Here is a 22,551-nt window from a genome sequence, read left to right on the forward strand (position 1 = left end):
TTTGCTGCAAGTCCCCAAAAGTGAAGGCGTACCATTTGTCCATTTCGTGATAAAATTGGCCTGAAGTGTGTGGAGGACAGGCAATGAGTAGAGGGGAATTGACGTTACTGGTTGGAACCTCCAAGGGAGCGTTCCTTTTGTCCGGCGGGCCGGAAAGATCCGGCTGGGCCGTGAAAGGCCCCTTATGCAACGGCTGGCCGATCAACCACGTGATCGGCGATGCGCAAACCGGCACGATCTGGGCCGGTGGCGGTGGGGACTGGTATGGTGCGGGCATCTGGCGGTCGGCCGATGGCGGGGAAAGCTGGGACCTCTGCAAACTGACCAGGGGCACCATGGACGAATGGGCCGCCAACGACCCGGATACGGCCGCCTTTCTCAACTGGACACCGGAGCCTGTGCCCTTTGACGACGATTTTTCCCAGATCTGGTCGCTGGGTTTCGCGCATGGCAAGCTTTACGCCGGTACGAAACCGGCGCGCTTTCTGGCCAGTTCCGATGGCGGCCGCAGCTTCGAACATCTGGACGGTCTTGCCAACCACCCCTCCGCGGACAGTTGGAACGGCGGCGCGGCAGGTCTCGTGCTGCACACTATCGTTTCCCATCCTCAGGATCCGACGAAGCTCTGGATCGGCATTTCCGCGGCAGGCGTCTTCGCCAGCGAGGACGGCGGCGTCACCTGGGAGCGGCGCAACCGTCTGTCCAACGCGGCGGCCTGCGAAGGCCACAGCCATCCGGCCGCGCCCCGCGACGGGGAAACCGGCCACTGCGTCCACAACATGATGCGCGCACCCGGCGACAACGACGTTCTCTATCAGCAGAACCATCACGGCGTCTGGCGCTCGGCTGATGGCGGCCGCAGTTGGGACAGTATCACCGACGGACTGCCCTCAACGTTCGGCTTTCCAATCCGCGTTCACCCCAGGGACCCGCAGACCGTGTGGACCCTGCCTCTCAACAGCGACACTGACGGGCGCTTTCCGCCCGATGCGGCAGCAGCCGTGTGGAAATCGGCGGACGGTGGCAAGACCTGGGAAGCAAAACGCCAGGGGCTGCCGCAGGAGGCCTGTTTCTTCACCGTGCTGCGCCAGGCGATGGCCGGCGATACACGCGATCCGGCCGGGCTCTATTTCGGCACAAACTCCGGCTCGGTCTTCGCAAGTCTCGACGAGGGCGAAAACTGGCAGGAAATAGCGCGGCATTTGCCGACCGTGCTGTCGGTTGAGGTGATGGACCGGAGATAGCTGCAGTGACGGCGACCAGCAGACCCTGATCGCCGTACACCCCGACCGTCGCCCCCCTCGCAGAGTGGCGTGCATGGCCTCCCAGGCACTACCGCGCGGCGCTGTACTCTGCCGTAGAGCCGACCTGCAGGACCCAGTCCCTGATCTCGGGCGTATCGTCGCCCACCAGATTTTCCGTCAGATACAACAGCCGGTTCGTGTCCTTGCTGTCCTTCCCGGTGCAGAAGCGGTCCTGCAGGTAGAAGGGCGGCGTTGCCTGATACAGCAGCCGTGCCGTGACTTTTGCAACAGTCGCGCCGGGCACATCGAAAGCATAAGTCAGGCTGTCCGCACCGGCGATCTTCTGCGACCCCTCGGCGTCATAATCAGGGTCGATGACGCCCCCGGCGTCGGTCACGCCCAGCGCTGTGGTATCTTCGGCGAGGTCCGGCTGCGCGCCCAGAGCCTTCGCGATCTCGATCCGGTGTGCCAGCGGCAGAAAACCGGACGGGTAAAGCCGGTTGTCCTTGACCTCTGCACAGATCGACAGAAAGCTGGTTGTCAGCGCACCGGCCGGTGTCGCGTCGTGGCCACAGCTTGCCGGTGTCGCGTTTTCCGGCGGCGTGCTGACCAGTTCCTGATAGACCTGCGCCTGATCCTGCTGTGTGATCAGCTGATAGTGCGGTTGATGCGGCCGATCTGCCCAGTTGTCGGGGCGTTCACACTGCCTGGTCCACCAGACCTCCCCGGCGACCGGGTCTTTCTGCGCATTGACGATTTGCCCGGCCGGGTTCACAGCCCCCGATTGCCACAGCACTTTGCCGGCCTCGTCGTAGGCGGAGAACTCGATGAAGGCGCGCCGGAATCCGACTCCGGACGGAAATTTATGTCCGGTCAGGTTGGTCACCGTCACCTCATAGGCGTTGCCATAGGGGGCTCCCGTCGAAGGGTTGACTGGCGCGGACGCCTTCTGTGTAACCTCGACGGTCGCCGTGGCGTTCCTTGCATTGTCGAGCATTGCAAGCTTCGTCAGATCGGCCGGATTCAGGCCCTTGTTCACAAGCATCGGGCTCAAGGCGGGAATACCGAGCACATTCGGGAATTTGTCCGCCATCTCCACAAGGAACATGTTCAGCCCGACAAGCGAATGCTTGGCGAAGCCCTTGCGGTAGGGCAGATCGACATCTTCTGCCGGTTCGACATAATCGGAAACCGGGAAATTCGTACGTTCCTGGATGCTGGCGATCTTGCTGACGAAGTCCTGGCCATCCGCCGTCCTGCTCGGCAAATGACAGCCCTGGCACTCCTCGGACTTGCTGCCCCGGTCGTCCTTGCCCAGCAGGTCCACTCCCAGCAACTTGCCGGACCGGTAATCGCTGAAAGCCCATTCGGGATAGGTTGTCTGCTCGTAGACATGCCCGAGAATATTCAGGTTTTCGGCGTCAGGGTCCGTCTCGCCCAGGACCGGCAAATGCACCGTGTGGCAGGAGCCGCACACGACCGAGTCCTTGAAGCCTTCGTGGTATTTCGGCGTGATCCCGAGAGCGTTCTGCATCGGCACGGGTTTGATCGGGCCGGCCGGATCGTCAGGCCCGCCAAACGGGCCGTTGATTTCCGTGGCAGGACCGACCTTGAAACTGCCGGTGAAGGTGGCTGCGAAGTTGGTGTTGGCAGGTTTGCCGTCGCCGTTCTGGCTGAATGTCTCCTGACGCTGCTCCACACAGGCGTTGCGTGTCTCGGTTGCCTTCGATCCACCGCTGTCATCGCCATGACCGACGACGGTTGCGTCGGAAAAATCCATCCGGTGACAGGACGTGCAGTTGATGCCGTCCCTGGCGAGGCCCGCGTGGCGTGCAGCCATATCGTCGAATTCCGCTGGAATGGCGTCCACGTCATCGCGGGTGAACTCTTCGCAGGTGCCGGTCGATGCATCATAGGTGTCGATCTGGAACTGACGCTGGCCTGAAATTCCGTGACACCCCAGACAGGTGTTTTCGATGAAGTCCGGCACGCTCTTCTTGCCGTTGTCATAGGCGCCCGGGTGGAAGGTTTTCGTCTCGGAGGCCAGTTGCGCGAAAAAGATCGGGTCGCGTCCGGCCAGACCCATCGGAGAGGTGCGCCAGGTGGCATAGGGCGAATAATTGTAAAGATACGGCACGGACGTGTCCTTGCCCGCATTCTCCTGCAATCGCGTATGCTCCGCCACGCTCAGCGGCTGGGTCATGTCGAACTGCATGCCCGTGCCGCCAGCATCATGGCAGCCACCGCATTGATCCGAGGTCAGGTATTCGCTGGCATCGGTCAGTTCACCGGAAAAGACGGCCGCCGTGTCGTAGGTCGCACTGACCATGCTGACATCATCGGCGTTCTCGGGAACCGCGGTCTTGTCGTACAGATATGTGGAGATCGGGCCTGCCGCCGCTGTCTCGCCGGCAGTCTGCGCGCCTTCGACAGTGGACAGGAAGGCGCGCAGTTTATGGCCATTCTCAATGTCGTCAGTCTCTGACGGGCGAGCAGTCTTGGATGGCGTCAGGGAGGCCGGGTCACTGATCACTTGAACGTCAAACCAGGCGTTGGTCAGATAACTCTTCGGCTCGCCCTTGCCGAGTTGCAGGTTGTGCATGCTGGAGAAGGTCGAATTGTCGACGGCGGACGCGTGGCAATTCAGACAATACTGCCCAAAGCCCATCGCCGGCGGACCGCGATTAATCGCCGGCCAATCGTTGGCGGAAACGTTCTGCGTGGTGGCGTCGGGGCTGAACTTCGTGGTTTGCGTTGCAAAGTTGTTCTGCGCCTCGGCCTTGGTGTCGCCAAGGGCGAAGCCGTAATAGCCCCAGTACCAGCCGTCCTGCGTTGCCTCGGCATCGCGCACCATGAATGCAATGCCGCTTTGTGGGAAAAGCGTCATCGGATCGCGGTCCTGGCACACGGTGGCGGGCGCGGAATACATTTCCTTCACGATGATCGCGCCATCGGGCATCGGGCGGTCCGGCAGACTGTAGTCCGTTTCTTCCCCGGTCCGGAACGTCGAGATCCAGTCAAACGCGATCTGGTTGTACCAGATCACCGCGGGTGAATGAAACGCACTTTGATGGGTTTGCCAGGTACCGGAGCCCGATGTACCGAAGGTCACACCGGTTGCCATCTCCGGTCCCAACTGGCGTACATATTTGTCGCGATACCAGCCTTCACCAACGGGTTTTCCGGCCTCGACGGGCGCCTTACGGCGGTGGCACATGTTGATGAAGAACAGGCTGACCAGGTTTTCGTAGACTTCAGGCGCCACCTTGTCGCCGGACGGCTGGGTTGCGCCGGGGGTTTTCAGCCGCGCTTCAAGTTCCGCGCACGTCGTGCCCTCGAACGTCCCTTCCGTCGGCATAAGCCCGGCCGCGGTGTCGTAGGGGCTCGGCGGAGTGGCATCGCACCAGATCTCGGCTTGCGCGGAAAATGCGAACCCGACCATCACAATGGCGGAAACGAGTGTTTTCATCAGCCTCTCCCAGGCGTCACATTGCAGCGACTTGGCGACATCTGTTTACCGATGTCCCGACAGGGAGAAACCGCCGTTGACGTGCAACGGCACCCGACGTTTTAATCGTCGGGTCAAGCTCCAATCCCCATTAAATTTTAGGTTGATTCACAAACCTGAGCAATGCGCCATGGAACAATTGCGTCCGTTCGCTAAACCGCCCTCACCCACACTGCCGTGTCGTGGAACGCAGAACCGCCGTAAGGCGCCACCGGGTCGGCACCGGTGAGCGTGTTGATGCCCTTGCCGTCCTCGAAAGCATCATTGGGCCAGATGCCTTCGGAGATGACGGTGCCCGGTGCGAGCGTTTCGACGAGACGGGCGTGCAACGTGACCACACCACGCCGGCTGCCCATTTTCACTTTCTCACCGTCGGAGATGCCGAAGCGGGCTGCGTCTTCCGGGCGCAGCCAGACTTCGGGCCGGCCTTCCTTTTTTCGGGAACTGTCCGTCTCGTTGAACGTCGAGTTGAGGAAAGAGCGTGCCGGGGCCGTCACCAGGCGGAGCGGATGCTGTTCGTCGGCGATTTCGATGCTGTCCCACTGGTCGGGCAGCTCGGGCATCGTTTGCCAGGGGCCGAAAGGATCGCCCTCCGGCTTGTTAGGCGCCGCGGAGCGACCCCAGTCCGGCCTGAAATGGAATCTGCCGTCCGCGTGGCCGAAGCCTTTCAGATAGTGCGCGGTCTCGAAATCAGGCTGCAGGTCGATCCATTTGCCCGCCTCCAGATCCTCCAGTGTTCCGTAACCGGAATTTTCCAGCATCCAGGCGATCTGATCGCGCGCGCTCATATCGAATCCCGGGTGAGGTCTTGAATCAACACGCCCGGCGATCTCGTTGATAACAAATATATTCTCGCGTGGTCCCTTCGGTGCCTCCACCGCCTTGGGTCCCAGTATCAGGTACTGATGTCCGCCACCCTTGTAGATGTCGTCGTGCTCCAGAAACTGCGTGGCCGGAAGGACGATGTCGGCCATTTTCGCCGTTTCGGTCATGAACTGTTCATGAACCACAGTGAACAGATCCTCGCGGGCAAAGCCCTGTTTGACCAGGTCCTGTTCCGGGGCGACGGACACCGGGTTGGTGTTCTGGATCAGCATCGCCTTGACCGGGGGACCGCCGAGCAAGGCTGCTTCGTCGCCGGTCAGGATCCGGCCGATCAGGCATTGATCGAGAGCCCGCACGGCCGGGTCTTTCAGCGATCCGGCCTCGATCATCTCCTTGTCGAGTTCGTAGATGGCGCCGTTGTTGTGAAAGGCACCGCCGCCCTCGTATTGCCATGCACCGGTGACAGCGGCAATCGAGCTGGCGGCATGCATCGCGACCACGCCGTTGCGCGAACGCGTGAAGCCGTAACCGAGCCGGAAATAGGTCTTTCTCACCTCACCGATCAGCCGGGCGGCTTCCTCGATCTGTGCGGCCTCAAGTCCGGTGATCGCGGCAGCCCACTCGGGCGACCGGGACTGGAGATGAGCTTGCAGGTCATCCGGGCAATCGGTGTATTTTTCGAGATAGTCGCGGTCGGCGAAACCGTCGCGGAAGAGAACATGCATGATCGCGCAGGCAAGGGCGGCGTCGGTGCCGGGTTTGACGATCAGGCCGATATCGGCCTGTTTCATCGTCTCGGTTCGATAGACGTCGACGACGATGATGCGGGCGCCGCGCTTCTTGCGCGCGGTGATCGCATGCGTCATGACGTTGACTTGGGTCGCCACGGGATTGGTGCCCCAGATGACAATCTGGTCGGAGACCGCCATTTCGCGTGGATCGGGCCCGGCAAGCCTTCCCGTGCCGGCGACATAACCGGTCCAGGCAATGTTGGTGCAGATGCTGTCGAATTGACGCGAATAGCCTTTCGCGTGGCGCAGCCGGAGAATGCTGTCGCGCTGGACCAGCCCCATCGTTCCCGCATAGTGGTAGGGCCAGACGCTTTCCGCGCCGAATTCGGCCTCTGCTGAGAGAAACTTCTCGGCGATCAGGTCGAGAGCGCTGTCCCAGGAGATCTCCTCGAACCTGCCCTCCCCCTTGGCGCCCACCCGGCGCAGCGGTTTCAGCAGGCGGTCGGGATGATAGAGCCGTTCCGCATAGCGGGCGACCTTGGCGCAGATGACCCCGGCCGTGTAGTCGTTGTCCCTCGCCCCGTTCAGGCGTTTGATCCTGCCGTCGGGATCGAAGTGCACATCGAGAGCGCACGTCGACGGGCAGTCGTGCGGACAGGCGGAAAAGGCGGTTTTGGGCTGTTGCCGGGTCATGGTCGCATCCGGTTGGATTGAGCCGGCAAGTTCCCCGCCCTTCGACCGCCTGTCAAGTACGGAGGCACGCTAGAGCGCGCCGCCGGATCAACTGACCTTCAGGCCGGATCGGGTCGGATAAACCGTTACTTCCTGCCAGGTCCGAAATCGGCCAGCGAGACCACGCCATCGCCATTCCGGTCGATCATCGCGATCCAGTCAGGCGCGTTGTCCAGAAACTCCGCCTGGGAGACCTTGCCGTCCCTGTCGTTGTCGTTGACCTCAAGACGCATGCCATTTGCCGGATTGCGGGCTCCGCGCCCCATGCCTGCCGGCTCGTTTTCCGCCATGTCCTGAGCGCGGGCCTCGTCGAACAACTCGTATTCCTCCGCATCCAGGTAGCCGTCGTCATTGGCATCGAAGCTGGCGAAAACATTGCCCCGCCGTTCCCGCGCTTCGTCAGCAGTCACCTCACCGTCGCTGTTCAGATCCCAGTTCTCGATGAAATGCGCCCCCGGACGGTCCCCGGCCAGCACCGCAGGAACTGCCGTCAGCGTCATCAGGGCGGCTATCGCAAGTACAGAGGTTTTCATGGCATCACCTTTATTAATCAGATTCGAATGTATGAATATTTTCGTCAAAAAAAAAGGGACATTGAGGCGGAACCATTCACAACCGGGCCAGAAAGCAACGTTGGTCGAGCGCATGATCCTTCTCCCATTCCATTTCCTGACATCCTGAAGATAGGAGGTGCGCCGCCGCGATGCTGTCGTGCACTCGTAAGAATGTGTAACAGCCTGTAACGCACCAAGGTCTCCAGACAATCAGGGCGGCAAACGAAAAAAGCCGGCCCCGAGGGACCGGCTTTTGGCAGAATGTCTTTAAAACCTTCAGCCGACGAGTTCGACGCCGGAGAACCAGAAAGCGATTTCCTCTGCGGCGGTTTCTGCTGCATCGGAGCCGTGTACGGAGTTTTCACCGATGGACAGGGCGTAGGCCTTGCGGATGGTGCCTTCGGCTGCGTCAGCCGGATTGGTCGCGCCCATGACTTCACGGTTCTTGGCGATGGCATTTTCGCCTTCCAGAACCTGAACGACGGTCGGGCCGGAGGACATGAATTCGGTCAGTTCACCGAAGAAAGGCCGTTCCTTGTGAACCGCGTAGAAGGCTTCCGCTTCGCGCAGGGACATCCAGACGCGCTTGGAGGCCACAACGCGCAGGCCGGCTTCTTCCAGCTTGGCGGTGATTGCGCCGGTCAGATTGCGCTTGGTTGCATCCGGCTTGATCATGGAAAACGTGCGTTCAATCGCCATGGTTTCGTCTTTCTCGTTACAGGAGCGCCCGGCGGATCTGCTGGGCCGGCTCATTCATGAATTTCGCGGCCTTCATACCGGGGGCCTGCGCGGCCCGCAAGGGGGAGCGGCAAGACAATCCGGTGTTGACGACCTACTCCCTTACGGAAGTTTACTGGCATTGACGGCAGGCGCGGCCTAATCTGTGCGCTCTGGGGCTGAACAATTCGGCCGGACGTCAAGACGGATTGAGTATCGAATGACAACGCTGGCCGCGATTTCCGGACGCCTCGCGACGATTACGAGCGGGGTCACTTTCGTCTTGCTCATGTACCTTGCGGCAGCGCCCATCCGGGCGGAGGCGAAGGACACCGAAAGCTATTACGCCACCCTCGAAGACGACCTTGCGGAGCTTTCCGCCGAAGAGCGGGAAGAACTGCTGCTGTTCGTCGCCGGCAATGCCCTGCACACCCTCTATCATGAGGGCGGGCACATGCTGATCTCCGTACTCGAACTGCCGGTGCTGGCCCAGGAGGAAGACGCCGTCGACAATCTTGCGACGGTCACCATGCTGGAAACCGAAACGAGCGACGTGGACCTGATGCTTCAGGATGCGATGACCGGCTGGTTCCTGATGGCCGACAGCACCGGCGAAAACCTGGTCTTCTACGATGAGCACGATCTGGACCTGCAGCGCGGGTTCAGGATGCTCTGCCTCATGGTCGGAGCCGACGAGGAGGCCTTCATGGATCTCGCCCATGAGCTGGACCTGCCGGAGGACCGGATCGAAAGCTGCGCCTTCGATTATGCCCAGGCTTCAGAATCCTGGCAGCTGGCAACCGCATCCTTCGCCCGCAAGAGCAATACGCCGGGCGGCAGGATAAAGGCCGTTCACGATCCGGCGCCGGAAGGCCTGCAGATCCTCGCGCAGTTCCTGAAGACCAGCGAGCTGCTGGAGGACGTCGCCAGGGAATTCGACACGCGCTACGACATTCCCGAAGACATCACCTTCCGCGCAGCTGCCTGCGGCGAGGACAACGCCTTCTGGGACCCGGAAATACGGGAAGTCATCCTGTGCCACGAAATGCTCGGCGCATTCGCCGATCTCTATCTGGGTCTGCTTTACGAAGAAGAATGAGCTGCACGGCGTGTAGAGCGTTGTCCCCCACTCACGAAGCCAGGTTCCACTCGCCTTCCCTTCCGTGACTGCGGGTGTGGTTGCCGGAGGTTCGTGCAGCAAAGCAACAGCCCGCGACATGATGGGGTAAAGCCGAGCTTTCCGCTTGCATCCTCGCGCCCGGTTCGCCAAATATCCGGCCCATGTTGCAAATTACAGATGTCACCTACCGGATCGGGGACCGCCTCCTGATCGAAAACGCCAGCGTCACGCTACCCGGCAAGGCCAAAACCGGCCTCGTGGGGAGAAACGGTGCGGGCAAATCCACCCTTTTCAAGATTGTCACCGGCGATCTCTCCACCGAGACCGGCTCGGTCCAGATCCCCAAGCGCGCCCGGATCGGCCAGGTCGCCCAGGAGGCACCCGGCACCGAAGAAACGCTCATGGAGGTGGTCCTTGCCGCCGACAAGGAGCGCAGCCGTCTGCTTGCGGACGCTGAAACGGAGACCGATCCGCACAAGATCGCCGAGATCCACATCCGCCTTGCCGATATCGACGCGCATACCGCCGAAGCGCGCGCGGGCACGATCCTGTCCGGCCTCGGCTTCGACGCCGAAGCTCAGCAACGGCCCTGCTCGTCCTTTTCCGGCGGCTGGCGCATGCGCGTGGCGCTGGCGGCGGTACTGTTTTCCGAACCCGACCTGCTGCTGCTTGACGAGCCGACAAACTATCTCGATCTGGAAGGCACGCTGTGGCTTGAAAACTATGTCGCCCGTTATCCGCACCAGGTGCTGCTGATTTCCCACGACCGAGACCTTCTCAACAACGCGGTCGACAGCATCGTCCATCTGGAAGGCGGCAAGCTGACCTATTACACGGGCGGCTATGACAGTTTCGACCGGCAGCGGCGCGAGGCCTTGATCCTTGCCGGAAAAGCCAAGGAAAAGCAGGACGCCCAGCGCAAGCACATGCAGGCGTTCGTCGACCGCTTCCGCTACAAGGCCAGCAAGGCCCGGCAGGCCCAGTCACGGCTCAAGATGCTGGAGAAAATGCAGCCGATCGCCGCCCTGACGGAGGGAAGCAGCAAGCCGATCCATTTTCCAAATCCCGAACAGCAGCTTGCTCCGCCGATCCTGAAGCTCGAGGACGTCTCGACCGGCTATGGCGAGACGAAAATCCTCTCCCGGCTGACGCTCAATATCGATACGGACGACCGGATCGCGCTGCTGGGGGCCAACGGCAACGGCAAGTCGACATTCGCCAAGCTGATATCGGGCCGGCTCGGCGCGATGAGCGGCGAGATCACCAGGGCGTCCAAGCTGAAGATCGCCTTTTTCGCCCAGCACCAGCTGGACGAACTGAAGCCCGCGGAAAACGCGGTGGCACATGTGCGCGCCTTGATGCCGGGAGCACCGGAAGCAAAAGTGCGCGCCAGGGTCGCCCGTTTCGGCCTGCCCACCGACCGGATGGACACACCGGCGAAAGACCTGTCCGGCGGCGAAAAGGCCCGGCTGCTTCTCGGCCTTGCCACGTTCGACGGACCGCATCTGCTTATCCTCGATGAGCCGACCAACCACCTGGACATCGACAGCCGCGAAGCGCTGGTGATGGCGCTGAACGAGTTTCAGGGCGCTGTGGTCCTGATCAGCCATGACCGGCATCTTGTGGAAGCCTGCGCCGACCGTTTGTGGCTGGTGGCCGACGGCAAGGTTGAAGCTTATGACGGCGACATGGAAGACTACCGCCGGCTGATCCTGCAAGGGCCGGAGGCGGCCCGCAAGGCTCGCGAAAAGGCGGCGGAAGAAGCCGAAAAAGCCTCCGCGCAGGAAAAGCGTCGGGGATCGGCGGAAAAGCGCAGCCTATTGAAGCCGCTGAAGCTGAAGATCGCCGTCGCCGAAAAGGAAATCGCCCGGCTTCAGGAAAAAATCGCCAAGCTCGACAAGGCTCTCGCCGATCCGGCGTTTTTCGCCCTCGATCCGCAACGGGCCGCCAAATTCGCCAAGGAACGCGCCTTTTGCGAAAAGAAACTGGTGAAGATGGAAGAAGAGTGGCTGGAGCTTTCCGCCGAGTATGAGGCCGTGGTCTGATGGCCACAATCACCACACTCGGTTTCGACGCCGATGACACTCTCTGGCACACCGAACGGGTGTTCCGGCTGACGGAAGACCGGTTCGCTTCGCTGCTCGCCGACTATTCGGACAAGAGCCACCTTTCCGAGCGCCTTCTGGCTGCGGAACGGCGCAATGTGCTCCAATACGGCTATGGTTCGAAGAGTTTTACCCTGTCGATGATCGAGACCGCGATCGAGGTCACGGACCGGCAGGTGCCGGCCGACGTGATTTCCGAGATACTCGAAACCGGGAGGGACATGATCAACCATCCGATCGAGCCCCTGCCCCATGTGGAAGAGACACTGAAAGCCGTCGGCAACGACTACGCGCTAGTGCTGATCACCAAGGGTGACCTGTTCGACCAGGAACGGAAAGTCACCGCGTCCGGTCTCGATGTCTGTTTCGACGCGATCGAGATCGTTTCTGAAAAGAACCCCGAAACCTACAGAACCCTTTTTTCCCGTCACGGGAGCGGACCGACCGAGGCGATGATGGTCGGAAATTCCCTCAAGTCCGACATTCTGCCGGCACTTGAGGCCGGGGCTTACGGCGTCCATGTGCCTTACGAGATCACCTGGGAGCTGGAAGAAGCGGACGAACCGCAAGGCGAGGACAGGTTCCACCGGGTCGATCACATCGGCAAGGTGCCGCAGCTTCTGGCGCGGCTGAATTAGCGTACACGCGTTAAGTCAGTCTTTCCGTCCCACCGGACCGCCCTTTTCCACCCAGTCGGTAAAGCCGTCCTTCAGATGGGCTGACTTGAACCCCATGTCGTTCAGCGTCGCCACGGTCAGGGCCGAGCGCCAGCCGGAAGCGCAGTGGAAGATGAAACGCCGGTCTTCGCCGAAAACCTCCTTGAAATACGGGCTTTCCGGATCGACCCAGAATTCGGCCATTCCGCGCGGGCAATGAAAGCTTCCGGGGATGACGCCGGATCTTTGCCGTTCGCGTATGTCGCGGAGGTCGACAAACACCACGTCCGGATCGCCGTGAAGGGCAATCGCGTCACCGGTTTCGATTTCCTCGATGCGGGCCTTTGCCGATCTCACCAGGTCTTGCGAAGACAGTTTCAGTTTGTTCATGCATTCCTCTCCGATTTCCGTCCAGCCGTCATGTCGGAGCTAGCCGATATCAGGCCTTCTTCTCCCAGCCGCCCGTTTGCGTCTGCTGCCAGTAGGCGATCTCGAATCCCTCGTCCTTGGCCTCCTTCCAGCGCATCCTGGCCTCCTGAACGGCGTCCTGATCGTTTCCGTCGAACATGTAGATAGCCCTTGTGTAGGAAGCGAGCGGCGGCGGCGGCGCACGGTCCACCAGAAACCGGACGTTTGCGGCGTTGGGATTGTCCTGCTCGGCCGTCAGGTAGACCGGCTGATGTTCGGCATGGCCATCGGCCTTCGTGCCATGCGGCAGGAAGCTGTCATCGGCGAAGGTCCACAAATGCGCATCGAGCGCGCTGCAGCGTTCCTCGGATCCGGTCTGCACCACGACCTTCCAGTCCCGCTCCAGGCATTTCAGCAACAGCTTTGGCAGCGCCGCCTCGAGCGGTTGGTGCAGCAGGTGATAAAACACGACTTCAGTTGTCATCGACGAATGCGGAACCTTGTTTCAATTAAGGCGTTTCCCGCCTGTGCCCGGAAGTTATCCAAAGGCACCGGGGGAAGGTGATGCAGGCATGCAACAACAGAGCCGCCAAATGGCTTTGGCGGCAAGCGCGGCATGGACAGGCAACAAGACTCGTATCATTAACCCTTCGCAAATGTCGATTGGCTAGATTTCGTCCCTGGGGACGATCCATGGATCAAGTGATTTGAGTTGGTGAGCGGTTATTCCGAACCGGCTTAAAAGGGGATTTTGTGAATGCTTGCACGTGTTGTTGTGTTTTGTGCGTTGGTGGCTGTCGTTGCTGGCGCCACTGTTGGAATGGGTTTCCTGGTCGAGCCGGCCACAGCCTGCCAGGCTTACAAGACCTGCTGAACGCCTTAACTCCTGACATCCGAAAAACCCGCCCTCGTGGCGGGTTTTTCTTTTGCCGGCGGGCATCCCGCATCTGAAGTCAGGCACTCAGGTGCCCTCCGACACTCTCTGAGGATCAGCATAGGATCTGCCTTCCTCTTCGGCGGGTCATGCCCGCAAAGAGATCCGGATTCGCCGGTCTACCCCTGCCCTTCCCGGGCTGAAGTTCCATTCGTTTGAGAAAATATTTTTCGTTAAAATTGCCGCGTCCACAAGGAACCGAAGCAAGAGAGACTTGTTTCCCTGCTGCCTGCAACGAATTTGCAAGGAGAGGAAACATGGATCAGAAACTTACCAGTTCTTCAGTTGTGAACTCGAAGGACGTCAACGGCACCGCAGTCTACGGAATCGATGGCGAAAAGGTCGGTGAAATCGATCATCTGATCATCGAGAAAAACAGCGGCACCGTGACATTCGCGGTTATGACCTTCGGCGGCTTCCTGGGTCTGGGGCAGGATGAATATCCCATTCCCTGGAAGAAGCTCAGCTACGATGTCTCCAAGGACGCTTTCGTCACCGACATCAGCGAAGAACAGCTGAAGGGCGCGCCGGAGGCTCATCCGGAATGGCACTCCGACCGTGAGTGGGAAAAGCGGTCATTCGACTATTTTTCCGTGCCCTACTACTGGATGTAAGGGAGATCTTCCTCCCACCCGGCCGGTTCGATCCGGCCGGGGATCCACCGCGCTCCAGCGCTCACTTTTATGTAATTTCAGGGAACGCACCGCCTCCCCGGTCGTTTCCCTCCCGAACGAACCGAGGCCTCGCCATGAACCGGCAAGGCACTTCCGGTGGCCGCCTGGACCGTGGCCTCCGCACAATACAGGAGATTTCAAATGCCGAAGATTACCGAAGCCAAAATTCTCATCATGGCGACACACGGATTTGAACAGTCCGAACTCGAAGTACCGCTCAACGGCCTGCGCGAAGAAGGCGCGACCGTTCATGTCGCGACACTGGACGGCAAGGCCATCAAGGGTTGGAAAGACAAGGACTGGGGTGACGAATTCAGCGCAGATCTGAAGATCAGCGACGTCAAGGTTGATGACTACATCGCCCTGGTTCTGCCGGGCGGCCAGATGAACCCGGATATTCTGCGCGCCGACGAGGAAACGGTTGCCAAGGTCAGGGAATTCGTCTCCTCGGACAAGATCGTCGCGGCGATCTGCCATGCTCCGTGGCTGCTGATCGAAGCCGGCGTGGTGAAAGGCCGGGAGATGACCTCCTACCATTCCATCCGCACCGACCTGAAGAACGCCGGCGCCAATGTCGTCGACAAGGAAATCGCCATCTCGAACGGCATCATCACCAGCCGCTCGCCGGAAGATCTGGAAGCATTCGTTTCCAAGATCGTCGAAGAGGTCAAGGAAGGTGAACACGAGCGCAAGGTCGCCTAAGCGGCTTTGGTTCCTTTACGGAAAAAGGGCGCGTCCTGCCGGGACGCGCCCCTTTTTTGTTTCTGCCCGCACAGCCTTGCAGATCAGCCTTCGTAGTGATCTTCCACGAGCTGGTTCAAAAGACGCACGCCGTAGCCGGATGCCCAGCTCTGGCAGATATCATCCTTCGGAGCGCCGAAGGCCGTACCGGCGATGTCCAGATGCGCCCAGGGCACGTCATTGGCAAAGCGCTGAAGGAACTGCGCGGCGGTGATCGAGCCCGCCCAGCGGCCACCGGTGTTCTTCACATCCGCGTTGGGCGTGTCGATGATCTTGTCGTAGTCGCTTGAAAGCGGCAGCCGCCACAAGGGTTCGCCGCTCGCCCGCGCCGAAGCCAGCAGCTTGTCGGCCAGATCGTCGTTGTTGGAGAACAGTCCCGCATTCTGATTGCCGAGCGCGACGAGCACGGCACCTGTGAGCGTCGCCAGGTCGATCATGATGGCGGGCTTGTATTTCTGCTGGGTGTACCAGAGCGCATCGGCCAGAACGAGACGGCCTTCGGCATCCGTATTGAGGATCTCGATGGTCGTGCCGGACATGGCGGTGACAATGTCGCCAGGCCGCTGCGCGTTGCCGTCGGGCATGTTTTCAACAAGGCCGATGACACCGATCACGTTGGCCTTGGCCTTGCGACCGGCGATGGCATGCATGGCGCCAACGACCGCTGCCGCTCCGCCCATGTCACCCTTCATGTCTTCCATGCCTGCGGCAGGCTTGATGGAGATGCCACCCGTGTCGAAGACGACACCCTTGCCGACCAGAGCGACCGGCGCGTCGCCTTTCTTGCCGCCGTTCCAGCGCATCACCGCCAGACGCGGAGGACGAACAGACCCCTGGGAGACGCCGAGCAGCGCCGCCATCTTCAGCTTCTTCATCTCCTTTTCGCCGAGAACCTCGACCTCGACACCCAGCTTTCCAAGCTCTTCCGCCTTCCTGGCGAATTCGACGGGGCCGAGAATGTTGGCCGGTTCGTTCACCAGGTCGCGCGCCAGAATCACGCCGTCGGTGACAGCTTCCGCGGCCGCCCAGGCTTTCCTGGCGCCTTTCAGATCCGAAACCGACAATGTGAGCTTGAGATCCTTGTCCTTGTCGTCGCCCTTTTTCTTCGTCTTGTAGGCGTCGAACGCATAGGAGCGCAGCTTGGCACCCATTGCGAATTCCGCCGCCGATTCCGCGGACAGTACTGTCCCCTCGGGCGCGTCCAGAAGAACGGTCGCGGCATCCGCCTTGGCTTTTTGCAGTTCGGCGAAGACAGCACCGCCGAATGCGCGCCAGTCGTCCCTGCTCAGGTCGGCAGGCTTGCCGATGCCAAAGACGATCAACCGGTCCAGGCCCGATCCGGCCGGTGCGACCAGATCCAGGCAGGATTTTTTCTGCCCCTTGAAGCCGGCGATTCCGGCTGCGCGCTGCAATCCCCCCTCAAGACCGGAAACGACCTCAGCGGCGAGCGTGCCCAGGGACAGGTCCTCGCCGGCCAGGATCACCGCCACGCCCTTCTTCGGAGCTTCTGCTTTTGAAAATGAGGTTTTCGCAAGTTTGATCATTCGTCGGTCCTATTTGTTACGGATGTTCGCCCGATAGGGGAAAGGCGGCAGCAGGATCGAACCGTCCCGGGCCGCCAAGGGCCGTGTCGGGGTTCATATCCTGTGATTTCGGTCTTCCAGACAAATCATGGGGTTTCAACAGCTTTTGGGCAAGTGGGATAAAATTTAATGCAGGTTAACCATTCTTATTCATGGGCCCTTCACCACATTCCGTGTTATTCGGTTATGAGCTGAATTATCGTCATGGTTACAAGGGACATGGTCCGGCATCTTTATGAAAACGCTCGAACGGTACATCGTCCGCCGGACTGCCTACGCCTTCACGCTTACGATTGCCGCGATGACGGGTGTCGTATGGGCAACTCAGGCCCTGCGTCAGCTTGATCTGGTCACGTCGAAAGGCCAGACCATCGTTCAGTTCATCGGCATCACGATTCTGGCCCTGCCCTTTCTGATCGTGATTGTTGCCCCCTTCGCATTGATGATCGCCCTCATCCTGGTGCTGAACGCCCTGTCCGGCGACAGCGAGCTCATCGTGATCGATGCCAGCGGCGGCTCGCGCTTTCTGGTGCTCAAACCCGTGCTGCTGTTTTCAACGGTTGTCATGATGCTGACAGCCAGCATGTCGCTATATTTCGCACCGATGGGCCTTGCCCAGCTCAGAACGGAAATCACGCGGGTGCGGGCGGACCTCGTCGCCAATATCGTCAAGCCGGGCCGCTTCATAACCGTCGAGAACGGTCTGACTTTTCATATCCGCAACCGGTCGGGCAAGGGCACTCTGGACGGCCTGCTGCTGCACGACACACGTGACGAGGAAACCGCGTTCACCTATCAAGCCGATACGGGTCTGATCGTCGAAGCGGCCGACAGGACGCTTCTGGTGATGCAAAACGGCACCATCCAGCGCCGCCCCAAGAAACAGGGCGACATCTCCATCGTCCGCTTCCAGTCCTACGCCTTCGACCTTTCCAACCTCATTCCAGAAGCCGGCGAGCCGGTCTACAAGGCGAGCGAACGGACAACGAGCAACCTGATGTCGCCACCTGGTGACGACGCCTATGCCCTCAAGAATTCCGGAAAACTGACGGCGGAGCTGCATGAACGCTTCAGCCAGCCGCTCTACTGCATTGCCTTCGGCCTGATTGTCTTCGCCTTTCTCGGGAAGGCCCGCACGACGCGTCACGGCCGGGGTCTGGCGGTCGTCGGAGCGATTTGCGCCTGCGTGCTTCTGAGAACGGCAGGTTTCGGCGTTACGGCGATTTCGGGTGGCTCCACCGCGCTCCTGGGTCTGCTTTACGTTGTGCCCGCCGCCGGATCGACACTCGCGCTCATTTCCATCTTCCGCGGACAGCGCAGCTCCGATCCCAAATGGCTGACCTCTCTTCAACTGGCCGTGCATGAGCGGATCGAAGCCGTGACCGACCGTCTGAAGGGAGGCCTGGCATAATGCTCGGAGGCACCCTGTCGGTCTATTTTTCAGGTCGTTTCCTGAAGGCGATCCTCGGCCTGCTGCTGTTCGCCGCGGTATTGATCTACCTGTTCGACGTTCTGGAACTGGTACGGCGCGGCGGCGACCGCGAAGGCTTCACTGTCCTGCGGGTGGCACTGATTTCCGCCCTGCGTGTGCCGTTGCTTCTGGAACAGGTGATCCCGTTTACAGTGCTGTTCGGCGCCATCGCGGCCTTCGTGACGTTGAGCCGCGGCCTGGAACTGGTGGTCACCCGGGCCTCCGGTATTTCGGTCTGGCAGTTCTCCATGCCGGCGATCATCGTCGGCATCGTGCTCGGCGTGCTTTCCGTCACGGTCTACAATCCGGTAGCCGTCTGGTTTCAGCAGAAATCGGACGAAGTCGCCACCGGCCTGTTCGGAGCGGAAGAGAGCTTCCTGATGCAGACCTCCAACGACGTGTGGGTGCGCCAGGACGGGCTCGACGGGGAATCGGTTCTGCTGGCCAAGAAGCTTCTGGAGGGCGGGACCCGACTGATCGGCGTGACCATCTTCACCTTCGACAAGGATGGAACCTTCCGGGAGCGGATCGAATCCGAGGAGGCCCGCCTGGGAGACGAGATCTGGTACCTGGACAACGCGATCGTCTACACGACCGAGCAAGATCCCCAGACTTATGGACGCTATGAGGTCAGCACATTTCTGACCGCGACAGAGGTCCGGGAGAGCATCGGTTCCCCCGAATCGATTTCCTTCTGGAAATTGCCGCGCTTCATCGAATTGGCCAGAAACGCAGGGTTACCCGCTTACCGGTACAATCTGCAGTATCAGACGCTGCTGGCACGGCCCCTTCTTTTGGTGGCCATGATTTTGATCGCAGCGGCAGTTTCCCTTAAAGTTTCGAGGTTTGGCGGATTGGGAAGCATGATTCTGGGTGGAATCCTTTCCGGGTTCGTGCTTTACGTTCTAACCGAGCTTGCCAAGGACTTCGGAGGGGCGGGTATAGTGCCTCCGACAGTGGCTGCGTGGGCGCCTGGAATATTTGGAGTACTGATGGGGTTGACGATTCTCTTGCATCAGGAAGACGGGTAAGGATCTATGTCTTTTCCGTTTTTCCTGAACACAGAGATTTGGTCCGTAAGGGGCAGGCAGCTGATGGCGGCGAGCGCTTTCGCCATTGCAGCAACCCTTTGTCACGCCATCACGTCCCCGGCGTATGCCCAGGACCTGACGAGCGGAATTTCCGCGGATATCGACCCGGACGCCAATCTGCTTCTGGAATCCAGCGAGATCACCTATGACTTCGACCGTGACCTGATCGTCGCGACCGGAGATGTCCAGGTCTATTACGACGGCAATACCGTGCAGGCGCACCAGATTGTCTTCGACCGCAAGAGCGAGCAGCTCAAGGCGATGGGCAACGTCATCTTCATCGAAGCCGGCGGCAATGTCGTGCGCACCGAAGAGTTGACCCTGTCGGAGGATTTTTCGGAAGGCTTTGCGAGAGCCCTGCAAATCGACACGACCAAGCGCACGCGGTTCCTGGCCGAACAGGCGCGGCGCGAGGGCGATAACGTCACGACCATCGAGAACGGCGTCTACACGGTCTATACCAAGCCGACCACACCGCCGGACAAGCCACCACTGTGGCGCGTCAGGGCCGAGAAGATCATCCACAATCAGCAGGAAAAGATCATCCGGTTCGAGAACGCCGCCTTCGAGGTCTACGGTCAGCCGATCGCCTATATGCCCTACCTGTCGATGCCGGATCCGACGATCAAGAGAAAATCCGGTTTCCTCATGCCGAGCGGGATCGTGTCGGACAAGCTAGGCTATGGCGTGACCGTTCCCTACTATTGGGCGCTCGACCCGTATTACGATTTGACGACCACACTCACGCCCCTGACCACGCAAGGGCTGTTCGGCGACGTGGAGTACCGTCAAAGGTTCTCTGCGGGTGAGGTCAGCGTTTCCGCCGCAGGGCTTTTCCAGGCACGTCCCGGGGAGTTTTCGACCTCCAGGGCAGATGAGCGCTGGCGCGGTGCCGTCAATTCCAAGGCGTCTTTAAGCCTCTCGAAGGACTGGACCCTCGGCTGGAACCTCACCTACAAGAGCGACCGTGCGTTTTTCAAGGACTATTCCTTCACCAGTTTCGGCGACAACGGCGAAACCTCGGAAATCTATCTGGAAGGAAAGACGGACCGCAATGCGCTGACCGTGCGCGCCTATGCGTTCCAGATTTCCCAGGAGGACTATACCGACAGTGAATTCGATGCGAACGGATTTTCTCCGGTCGGCAGTTCCCTGCAGGACAAACAGCCGCTTGTCCTTCCTGTGATCGATTATGACTATGTTTTCGCCGATCCTATCCTGGCGGGCGAACTCGCGCTGACCGCGAACTTCACGTCGCTCACGCGCGACGAAACGGATGCCTTTTCCATCGACGGCGGTACAACGGCCAAATTCCGCGGTGTCGACGGAACGTTTTCCCGTCTGTCTCTCAAGGGGAACTGGCGCCGGACCTTTGTCGATCCGCTCGGCCAGTCCTTCACCCCCTTCGCCTATATGCGCGGCGACCTGTTTTTCCTGGCCTCGCCCGATTCCGACGTGACCGCGCTGACCGGGGAGAGTTTTGTCGGCCGGGCCATGCCGGCCATTGGTCTGGAATACCGCTATCCCTTCATCGCCACGTTCAACGGCGGCAACCAGATCCTCGAGCCGATCGCGCAGATCGTTGCCCGTCCGAACGAGCAGCGCATCGGAGAACTGCCGAACGACGACGCCCAGAGTATCGTCTTCGACACAACGACCCTGTTCGACTATGACAAGTTTTCCGGCTTTGACCGCGCCGAAGGCGGCACGCGCCTGAATGTCGGACTGAACTACAAGCTTCAGCTGGACAGCGGCTATTACATCAGCGGCCTGTTCGGCCGGTCCTACCAGCTGGCCGGGGAAAACTCTTACGCGGTGCCGGACATTCTGGGAGCGACCGAGGATTCAGGCCTTGCGACCACGCTGTCCGACTATGTCGGCAGCCTCTATCTGGACACGCAATACGGCGTGAAACTGGGCGCGCAGGCGCGGCTGGACAAGGACGATTTCTCGATCAACCGTCTGCAGGCGCAGGCAACCGGCATCTACGGTCCGGTGGTTTCCACCCTCGCCTACGCCTTCCTGAATGCTCAGCCGGATGTCGGCATCGACGATCCCCGCGAAGAGCTTCTGGGCGCGGCGAGCCTGCGGCTGCAAGAAAACTGGCGGGTCTTCGGATCGATGCGTTACGATCTGGAAAACAACGACATCGTTCAGGACGGCTTCGGGGTCGGCTATGACGATGAAGGCTTCTCCCTGTCCGTCTCCTATGCCGAGGACCGCAGCCGCAACGACGGCGACGAGGTCGACCGCACGCTGTATTTCCGCATAGGCCTCAGGACCATCGGCAATACCCAGGTTTCGAGCGGCGCTCTGAACTAGGTTGCTGAAACAGCAGCAGAGCATAGCGGGCATTTCCGCAAAGACATCATACCGCCATGAAATAAGGCATGATGCGCGGAACCTTTGAATTTGTGACCGCAATATGCGACACAACTGATCATAGACACATCAGAACGTGGGGCGATTCCTTTAAAACCGCGTCATGTTCAAACTTCGGTTTGGCCGCAGGCCAGCACGGATGGTTAGGTAATGCGACTTCGTTTCGTCCCGGTTTTCTTCAGCCTCGCGCTGGTTCTGGCGGTCCCGTTTTCAGGATCTGCAACAGCTGCGATCAAGGTCATCGTCAATGATATTCCCATCACTGACTATGACATCTCCCAGCGTTCACGGCTGATCACGCTGACGCAGCGCAAATCGGCCTCGATTGCCAAGCGGGAAGCGGAACAGGAACTGATCGACGATCAGGTCAAGCTGGCCGAGGCTGCGCGGGTCGGTGTCGAAGTCAGCCAGTCCGAAGTCGACAACGCGTTCAACAACATCGCCCGCAACGTGAAAATGTCCCCTTCCCAGCTTTCCAAGGCGCTGAGCAGTGGCGGCGTAAAACCGGATACGCTCAAGGATCGCCTGAAAGCGCAGATCGCGTGGAACCAGATCCTGAGCCGCCGGTTCAGCGGCAATATCGAAGTTGACGAATCCGACATTATCGCAGCGCTCAAGAAGACCGATGAGGAAGACCGGCAAAAGTCGATCGAATACGATCTAAAGCGCGTGATCGTCGTCGTTCCGAAGAATGCCTCCGGCGGCTTCAAGTCCAAGCGCAAACAGGAAAGCAACCAGATCCGTGCTGCCTTCAACGGCTGCGAAGGAGCTGGTCCCGTCCTGGGTAAATACAGCGAAGTGGTGGTCCAGCCCATCGGCCGCCGGCTTGAGACGGAACTGCCGGAGAAGCTGCGTACGGAAATCGAGAAGCTGGAAATCGGCAATCTGACAACGCCGAACACCACGCCTGTCGGCTATGAAATGATCGCTTTATGCGGCAAGCGGGAAATCGCGTCGGATATCGCCGTGCGCACGGAGCTTGAAAATGAGTTGCGCGCGAAGGAAGGCGCAAGCCAGTCCCGCCGTTACCTGATGGAAATCCGCCGCCGCGCGACCATCATCTATCGCTGAACGA

General features: G+C 60.2%; 17 protein-coding genes. 10 read left to right on the forward strand and 7 right to left on the reverse strand.

Features of this window, described 5'->3' with window-relative positions:
• Nucleotides 1-83 precede the first annotated feature (83 nt).
• Nucleotides 84-1,244: an exo-alpha-sialidase gene (locus Q1B40_RS12145; RefSeq protein ID WP_299814448.1), complete on the forward strand. Its 1,161-nt coding sequence runs from the start codon at nt 84-86 to the stop codon at nt 1,242-1,244.
• A gap of 88 nt (nt 1,245-1,332) precedes the next feature.
• Here the strand turns inward: Q1B40_RS12145 and Q1B40_RS12150 are convergent, their stop codons facing one another.
• The 4 genes from Q1B40_RS12150 to ndk all read right to left on the reverse strand — a co-directional run bounded on the left by Q1B40_RS12150 (nt 1,333) and on the right by ndk (nt 8,293).
• Nucleotides 1,333-4,713 carry a hypothetical protein gene (locus Q1B40_RS12150; RefSeq protein ID WP_299814450.1) on the reverse strand — a complete coding sequence of 1,127 codons (3,381 nt, stop codon included), beginning with the start codon at nt 4,711-4,713 and terminating at the stop codon, nt 1,333-1,335.
• A 191-nt stretch (nt 4,714-4,904) separates the two neighbouring features.
• Entirely contained in the window at nt 4,905-7,001 is a 2,097-nt protein-coding gene (locus Q1B40_RS12155; protein ID WP_299814452.1) for a molybdopterin oxidoreductase family protein, read from the reverse strand.
• A 125-nt stretch (nt 7,002-7,126) separates the two neighbouring features.
• Nucleotides 7,127-7,573, reverse strand: coding sequence for an EF-hand domain-containing protein (locus Q1B40_RS12160; protein ID WP_299814454.1), 447 nt, complete (start codon nt 7,571-7,573; stop codon nt 7,127-7,129).
• A gap of 297 nt (nt 7,574-7,870) precedes the next feature.
• Nucleotides 7,871-8,293 (reverse strand): nucleoside-diphosphate kinase, encoded by a 423-nt coding sequence (ndk, locus tag Q1B40_RS12165; protein WP_299814931.1) that lies wholly within the window; start codon nt 8,291-8,293, stop codon nt 7,871-7,873.
• A gap of 238 nt (nt 8,294-8,531) precedes the next feature.
• On the opposite strand from ndk, the gene Q1B40_RS12170 reads away from it, so the two are divergent.
• From Q1B40_RS12170 to Q1B40_RS12180, 3 genes are all read left to right on the forward strand, one after another.
• On the forward strand, nt 8,532-9,410 hold the full coding sequence (locus Q1B40_RS12170) for a DUF4344 domain-containing metallopeptidase (protein ID WP_299814456.1): 879 nt from the start codon (nt 8,532-8,534) through the stop codon (nt 9,408-9,410).
• A 182-nt stretch (nt 9,411-9,592) separates the two neighbouring features.
• The gene (locus Q1B40_RS12175; RefSeq protein ID WP_299814458.1) at nt 9,593-11,476 is read left to right on the forward strand and encodes an ABC-F family ATP-binding cassette domain-containing protein; all 1,884 of its coding nucleotides are present in this window, start codon (nt 9,593-9,595) and stop codon (nt 11,474-11,476) included.
• Nucleotides 11,476-12,174 carry an HAD family hydrolase gene (locus tag Q1B40_RS12180; protein ID WP_299814460.1) on the forward strand — a complete coding sequence of 233 codons (699 nt, stop codon included), beginning with the start codon at nt 11,476-11,478 and terminating at the stop codon, nt 12,172-12,174. The genes Q1B40_RS12175 and Q1B40_RS12180 overlap by 1 nt, the downstream gene beginning before the upstream one ends.
• 15 nt (nt 12,175-12,189) lie before the next feature.
• On the opposite strand, the gene Q1B40_RS12185 is transcribed toward Q1B40_RS12180, so the two are convergent.
• Both Q1B40_RS12185 and Q1B40_RS12190 read right to left on the reverse strand, forming a co-directional pair.
• A complete protein-coding gene (locus Q1B40_RS12185) occupies nt 12,190-12,582 on the reverse strand; it encodes a rhodanese-like domain-containing protein (protein ID WP_299814462.1) in 393 nt (130 codons plus the stop codon).
• A 49-nt stretch (nt 12,583-12,631) separates the two neighbouring features.
• The gene (locus tag Q1B40_RS12190; protein WP_299814464.1) at nt 12,632-13,084 is read right to left on the reverse strand and encodes a DNA polymerase III subunit chi; all 453 of its coding nucleotides are present in this window, start codon (nt 13,082-13,084) and stop codon (nt 12,632-12,634) included.
• Between the two features lie 707 nt (nt 13,085-13,791).
• On the opposite strand from Q1B40_RS12190, the gene Q1B40_RS12195 reads away from it, so the two are divergent.
• Together Q1B40_RS12195 and Q1B40_RS12200 are read left to right on the forward strand one after the other, a co-directional pair.
• Complete coding sequence (locus Q1B40_RS12195; RefSeq protein WP_299814466.1) at nt 13,792-14,148, forward strand: PRC-barrel domain-containing protein; 357 nt, start codon at nt 13,792-13,794, stop codon at nt 14,146-14,148.
• A gap of 201 nt (nt 14,149-14,349) precedes the next feature.
• Nucleotides 14,350-14,910, forward strand: a complete 561-nt coding sequence (locus tag Q1B40_RS12200) for a type 1 glutamine amidotransferase domain-containing protein (protein WP_299814469.1) — start codon at nt 14,350-14,352, stop codon at nt 14,908-14,910.
• Between the two features lie 83 nt (nt 14,911-14,993).
• Here the strand turns inward: Q1B40_RS12200 and Q1B40_RS12205 are convergent, their stop codons facing one another.
• Nucleotides 14,994-16,493: a leucyl aminopeptidase gene (locus Q1B40_RS12205; RefSeq protein WP_299814473.1), complete on the reverse strand. Its 1,500-nt coding sequence runs from the start codon at nt 16,491-16,493 to the stop codon at nt 14,994-14,996.
• A gap of 274 nt (nt 16,494-16,767) precedes the next feature.
• Here Q1B40_RS12205 and lptF point away from each other — a divergent pair, with 274 nt between their 5' ends.
• The 4 genes from lptF to Q1B40_RS12225 all read left to right on the forward strand — a co-directional run bounded on the left by lptF (nt 16,768) and on the right by Q1B40_RS12225 (nt 22,547).
• Nucleotides 16,768-17,943, forward strand: coding sequence for an LPS export ABC transporter permease LptF (gene lptF / locus Q1B40_RS12210; RefSeq protein ID WP_299814476.1), 1,176 nt, complete (start codon nt 16,768-16,770; stop codon nt 17,941-17,943).
• Entirely contained in the window at nt 17,943-19,034 is a 1,092-nt protein-coding gene (gene lptG / locus Q1B40_RS12215; protein ID WP_299814479.1) for an LPS export ABC transporter permease LptG, read from the forward strand. The genes lptF and lptG overlap by 1 nt, the downstream gene beginning before the upstream one ends.
• A 63-nt stretch (nt 19,035-19,097) precedes the next feature.
• Nucleotides 19,098-21,416 carry an LPS-assembly protein LptD gene (locus Q1B40_RS12220; protein WP_299814482.1) on the forward strand — a complete coding sequence of 773 codons (2,319 nt, stop codon included), beginning with the start codon at nt 19,098-19,100 and terminating at the stop codon, nt 21,414-21,416.
• Between the two features lie 210 nt (nt 21,417-21,626).
• Nucleotides 21,627-22,547, forward strand: a complete 921-nt coding sequence (locus Q1B40_RS12225; protein ID WP_299814485.1) for a peptidylprolyl isomerase — start codon at nt 21,627-21,629, stop codon at nt 22,545-22,547.
• Nucleotides 22,548-22,551 lie beyond the last annotated feature (4 nt).

The organism is uncultured Roseibium sp., assembly GCF_947496995.1.
In the GTDB taxonomy this organism is placed as follows: Bacteria; Pseudomonadota; Alphaproteobacteria; order Rhizobiales; family Stappiaceae; genus Roseibium.

What these genes read in the sequence shown, in the direction of transcription:
- lptG (WP_299814479.1), top strand. Translation starts at nt 17,943, where the DNA reads ATGCTCGGAGGCACCCTGTCGGTCTATTTTTCAGGTCGTTTCCTGAAG.
- Q1B40_RS12150 (WP_299814450.1), bottom strand. Translation starts at nt 4,713, where the DNA reads ATGAAAACACTCGTTTCCGCCATTGTGATGGTCGGGTTCGCATTTTCC.
- Q1B40_RS12185 (WP_299814462.1), bottom strand. Translation starts at nt 12,582, where the DNA reads ATGAACAAACTGAAACTGTCTTCGCAAGACCTGGTGAGATCGGCAAAG.
- Q1B40_RS12220 (WP_299814482.1), top strand. Translation starts at nt 19,098, where the DNA reads ATGGCGGCGAGCGCTTTCGCCATTGCAGCAACCCTTTGTCACGCCATC.
- Q1B40_RS12170 (WP_299814456.1), top strand. Translation starts at nt 8,532, where the DNA reads ATGACAACGCTGGCCGCGATTTCCGGACGCCTCGCGACGATTACGAGC.
- Q1B40_RS12160 (WP_299814454.1), bottom strand. Translation starts at nt 7,573, where the DNA reads ATGAAAACCTCTGTACTTGCGATAGCCGCCCTGATGACGCTGACGGCA.
- Q1B40_RS12205 (WP_299814473.1), bottom strand. Translation starts at nt 16,493, where the DNA reads ATGATCAAACTTGCGAAAACCTCATTTTCAAAAGCAGAAGCTCCGAAG.
- lptF (WP_299814476.1), top strand. Translation starts at nt 16,768, where the DNA reads ATGAAAACGCTCGAACGGTACATCGTCCGCCGGACTGCCTACGCCTTC.
- Q1B40_RS12145 (WP_299814448.1), top strand. Translation starts at nt 84, where the DNA reads ATGAGTAGAGGGGAATTGACGTTACTGGTTGGAACCTCCAAGGGAGCG.
- Q1B40_RS12195 (WP_299814466.1), top strand. Translation starts at nt 13,792, where the DNA reads ATGGATCAGAAACTTACCAGTTCTTCAGTTGTGAACTCGAAGGACGTC.
- Q1B40_RS12155 (WP_299814452.1), bottom strand. Translation starts at nt 7,001, where the DNA reads ATGACCCGGCAACAGCCCAAAACCGCCTTTTCCGCCTGTCCGCACGAC.
- Q1B40_RS12180 (WP_299814460.1), top strand. Translation starts at nt 11,476, where the DNA reads ATGGCCACAATCACCACACTCGGTTTCGACGCCGATGACACTCTCTGG.
- Q1B40_RS12200 (WP_299814469.1), top strand. Translation starts at nt 14,350, where the DNA reads ATGCCGAAGATTACCGAAGCCAAAATTCTCATCATGGCGACACACGGA.
- Q1B40_RS12225 (WP_299814485.1), top strand. Translation starts at nt 21,627, where the DNA reads ATGCGACTTCGTTTCGTCCCGGTTTTCTTCAGCCTCGCGCTGGTTCTG.
- ndk (WP_299814931.1), bottom strand. Translation starts at nt 8,293, where the DNA reads ATGGCGATTGAACGCACGTTTTCCATGATCAAGCCGGATGCAACCAAG.
- Q1B40_RS12175 (WP_299814458.1), top strand. Translation starts at nt 9,593, where the DNA reads ATGTTGCAAATTACAGATGTCACCTACCGGATCGGGGACCGCCTCCTG.
- Q1B40_RS12190 (WP_299814464.1), bottom strand. Translation starts at nt 13,084, where the DNA reads ATGACAACTGAAGTCGTGTTTTATCACCTGCTGCACCAACCGCTCGAG.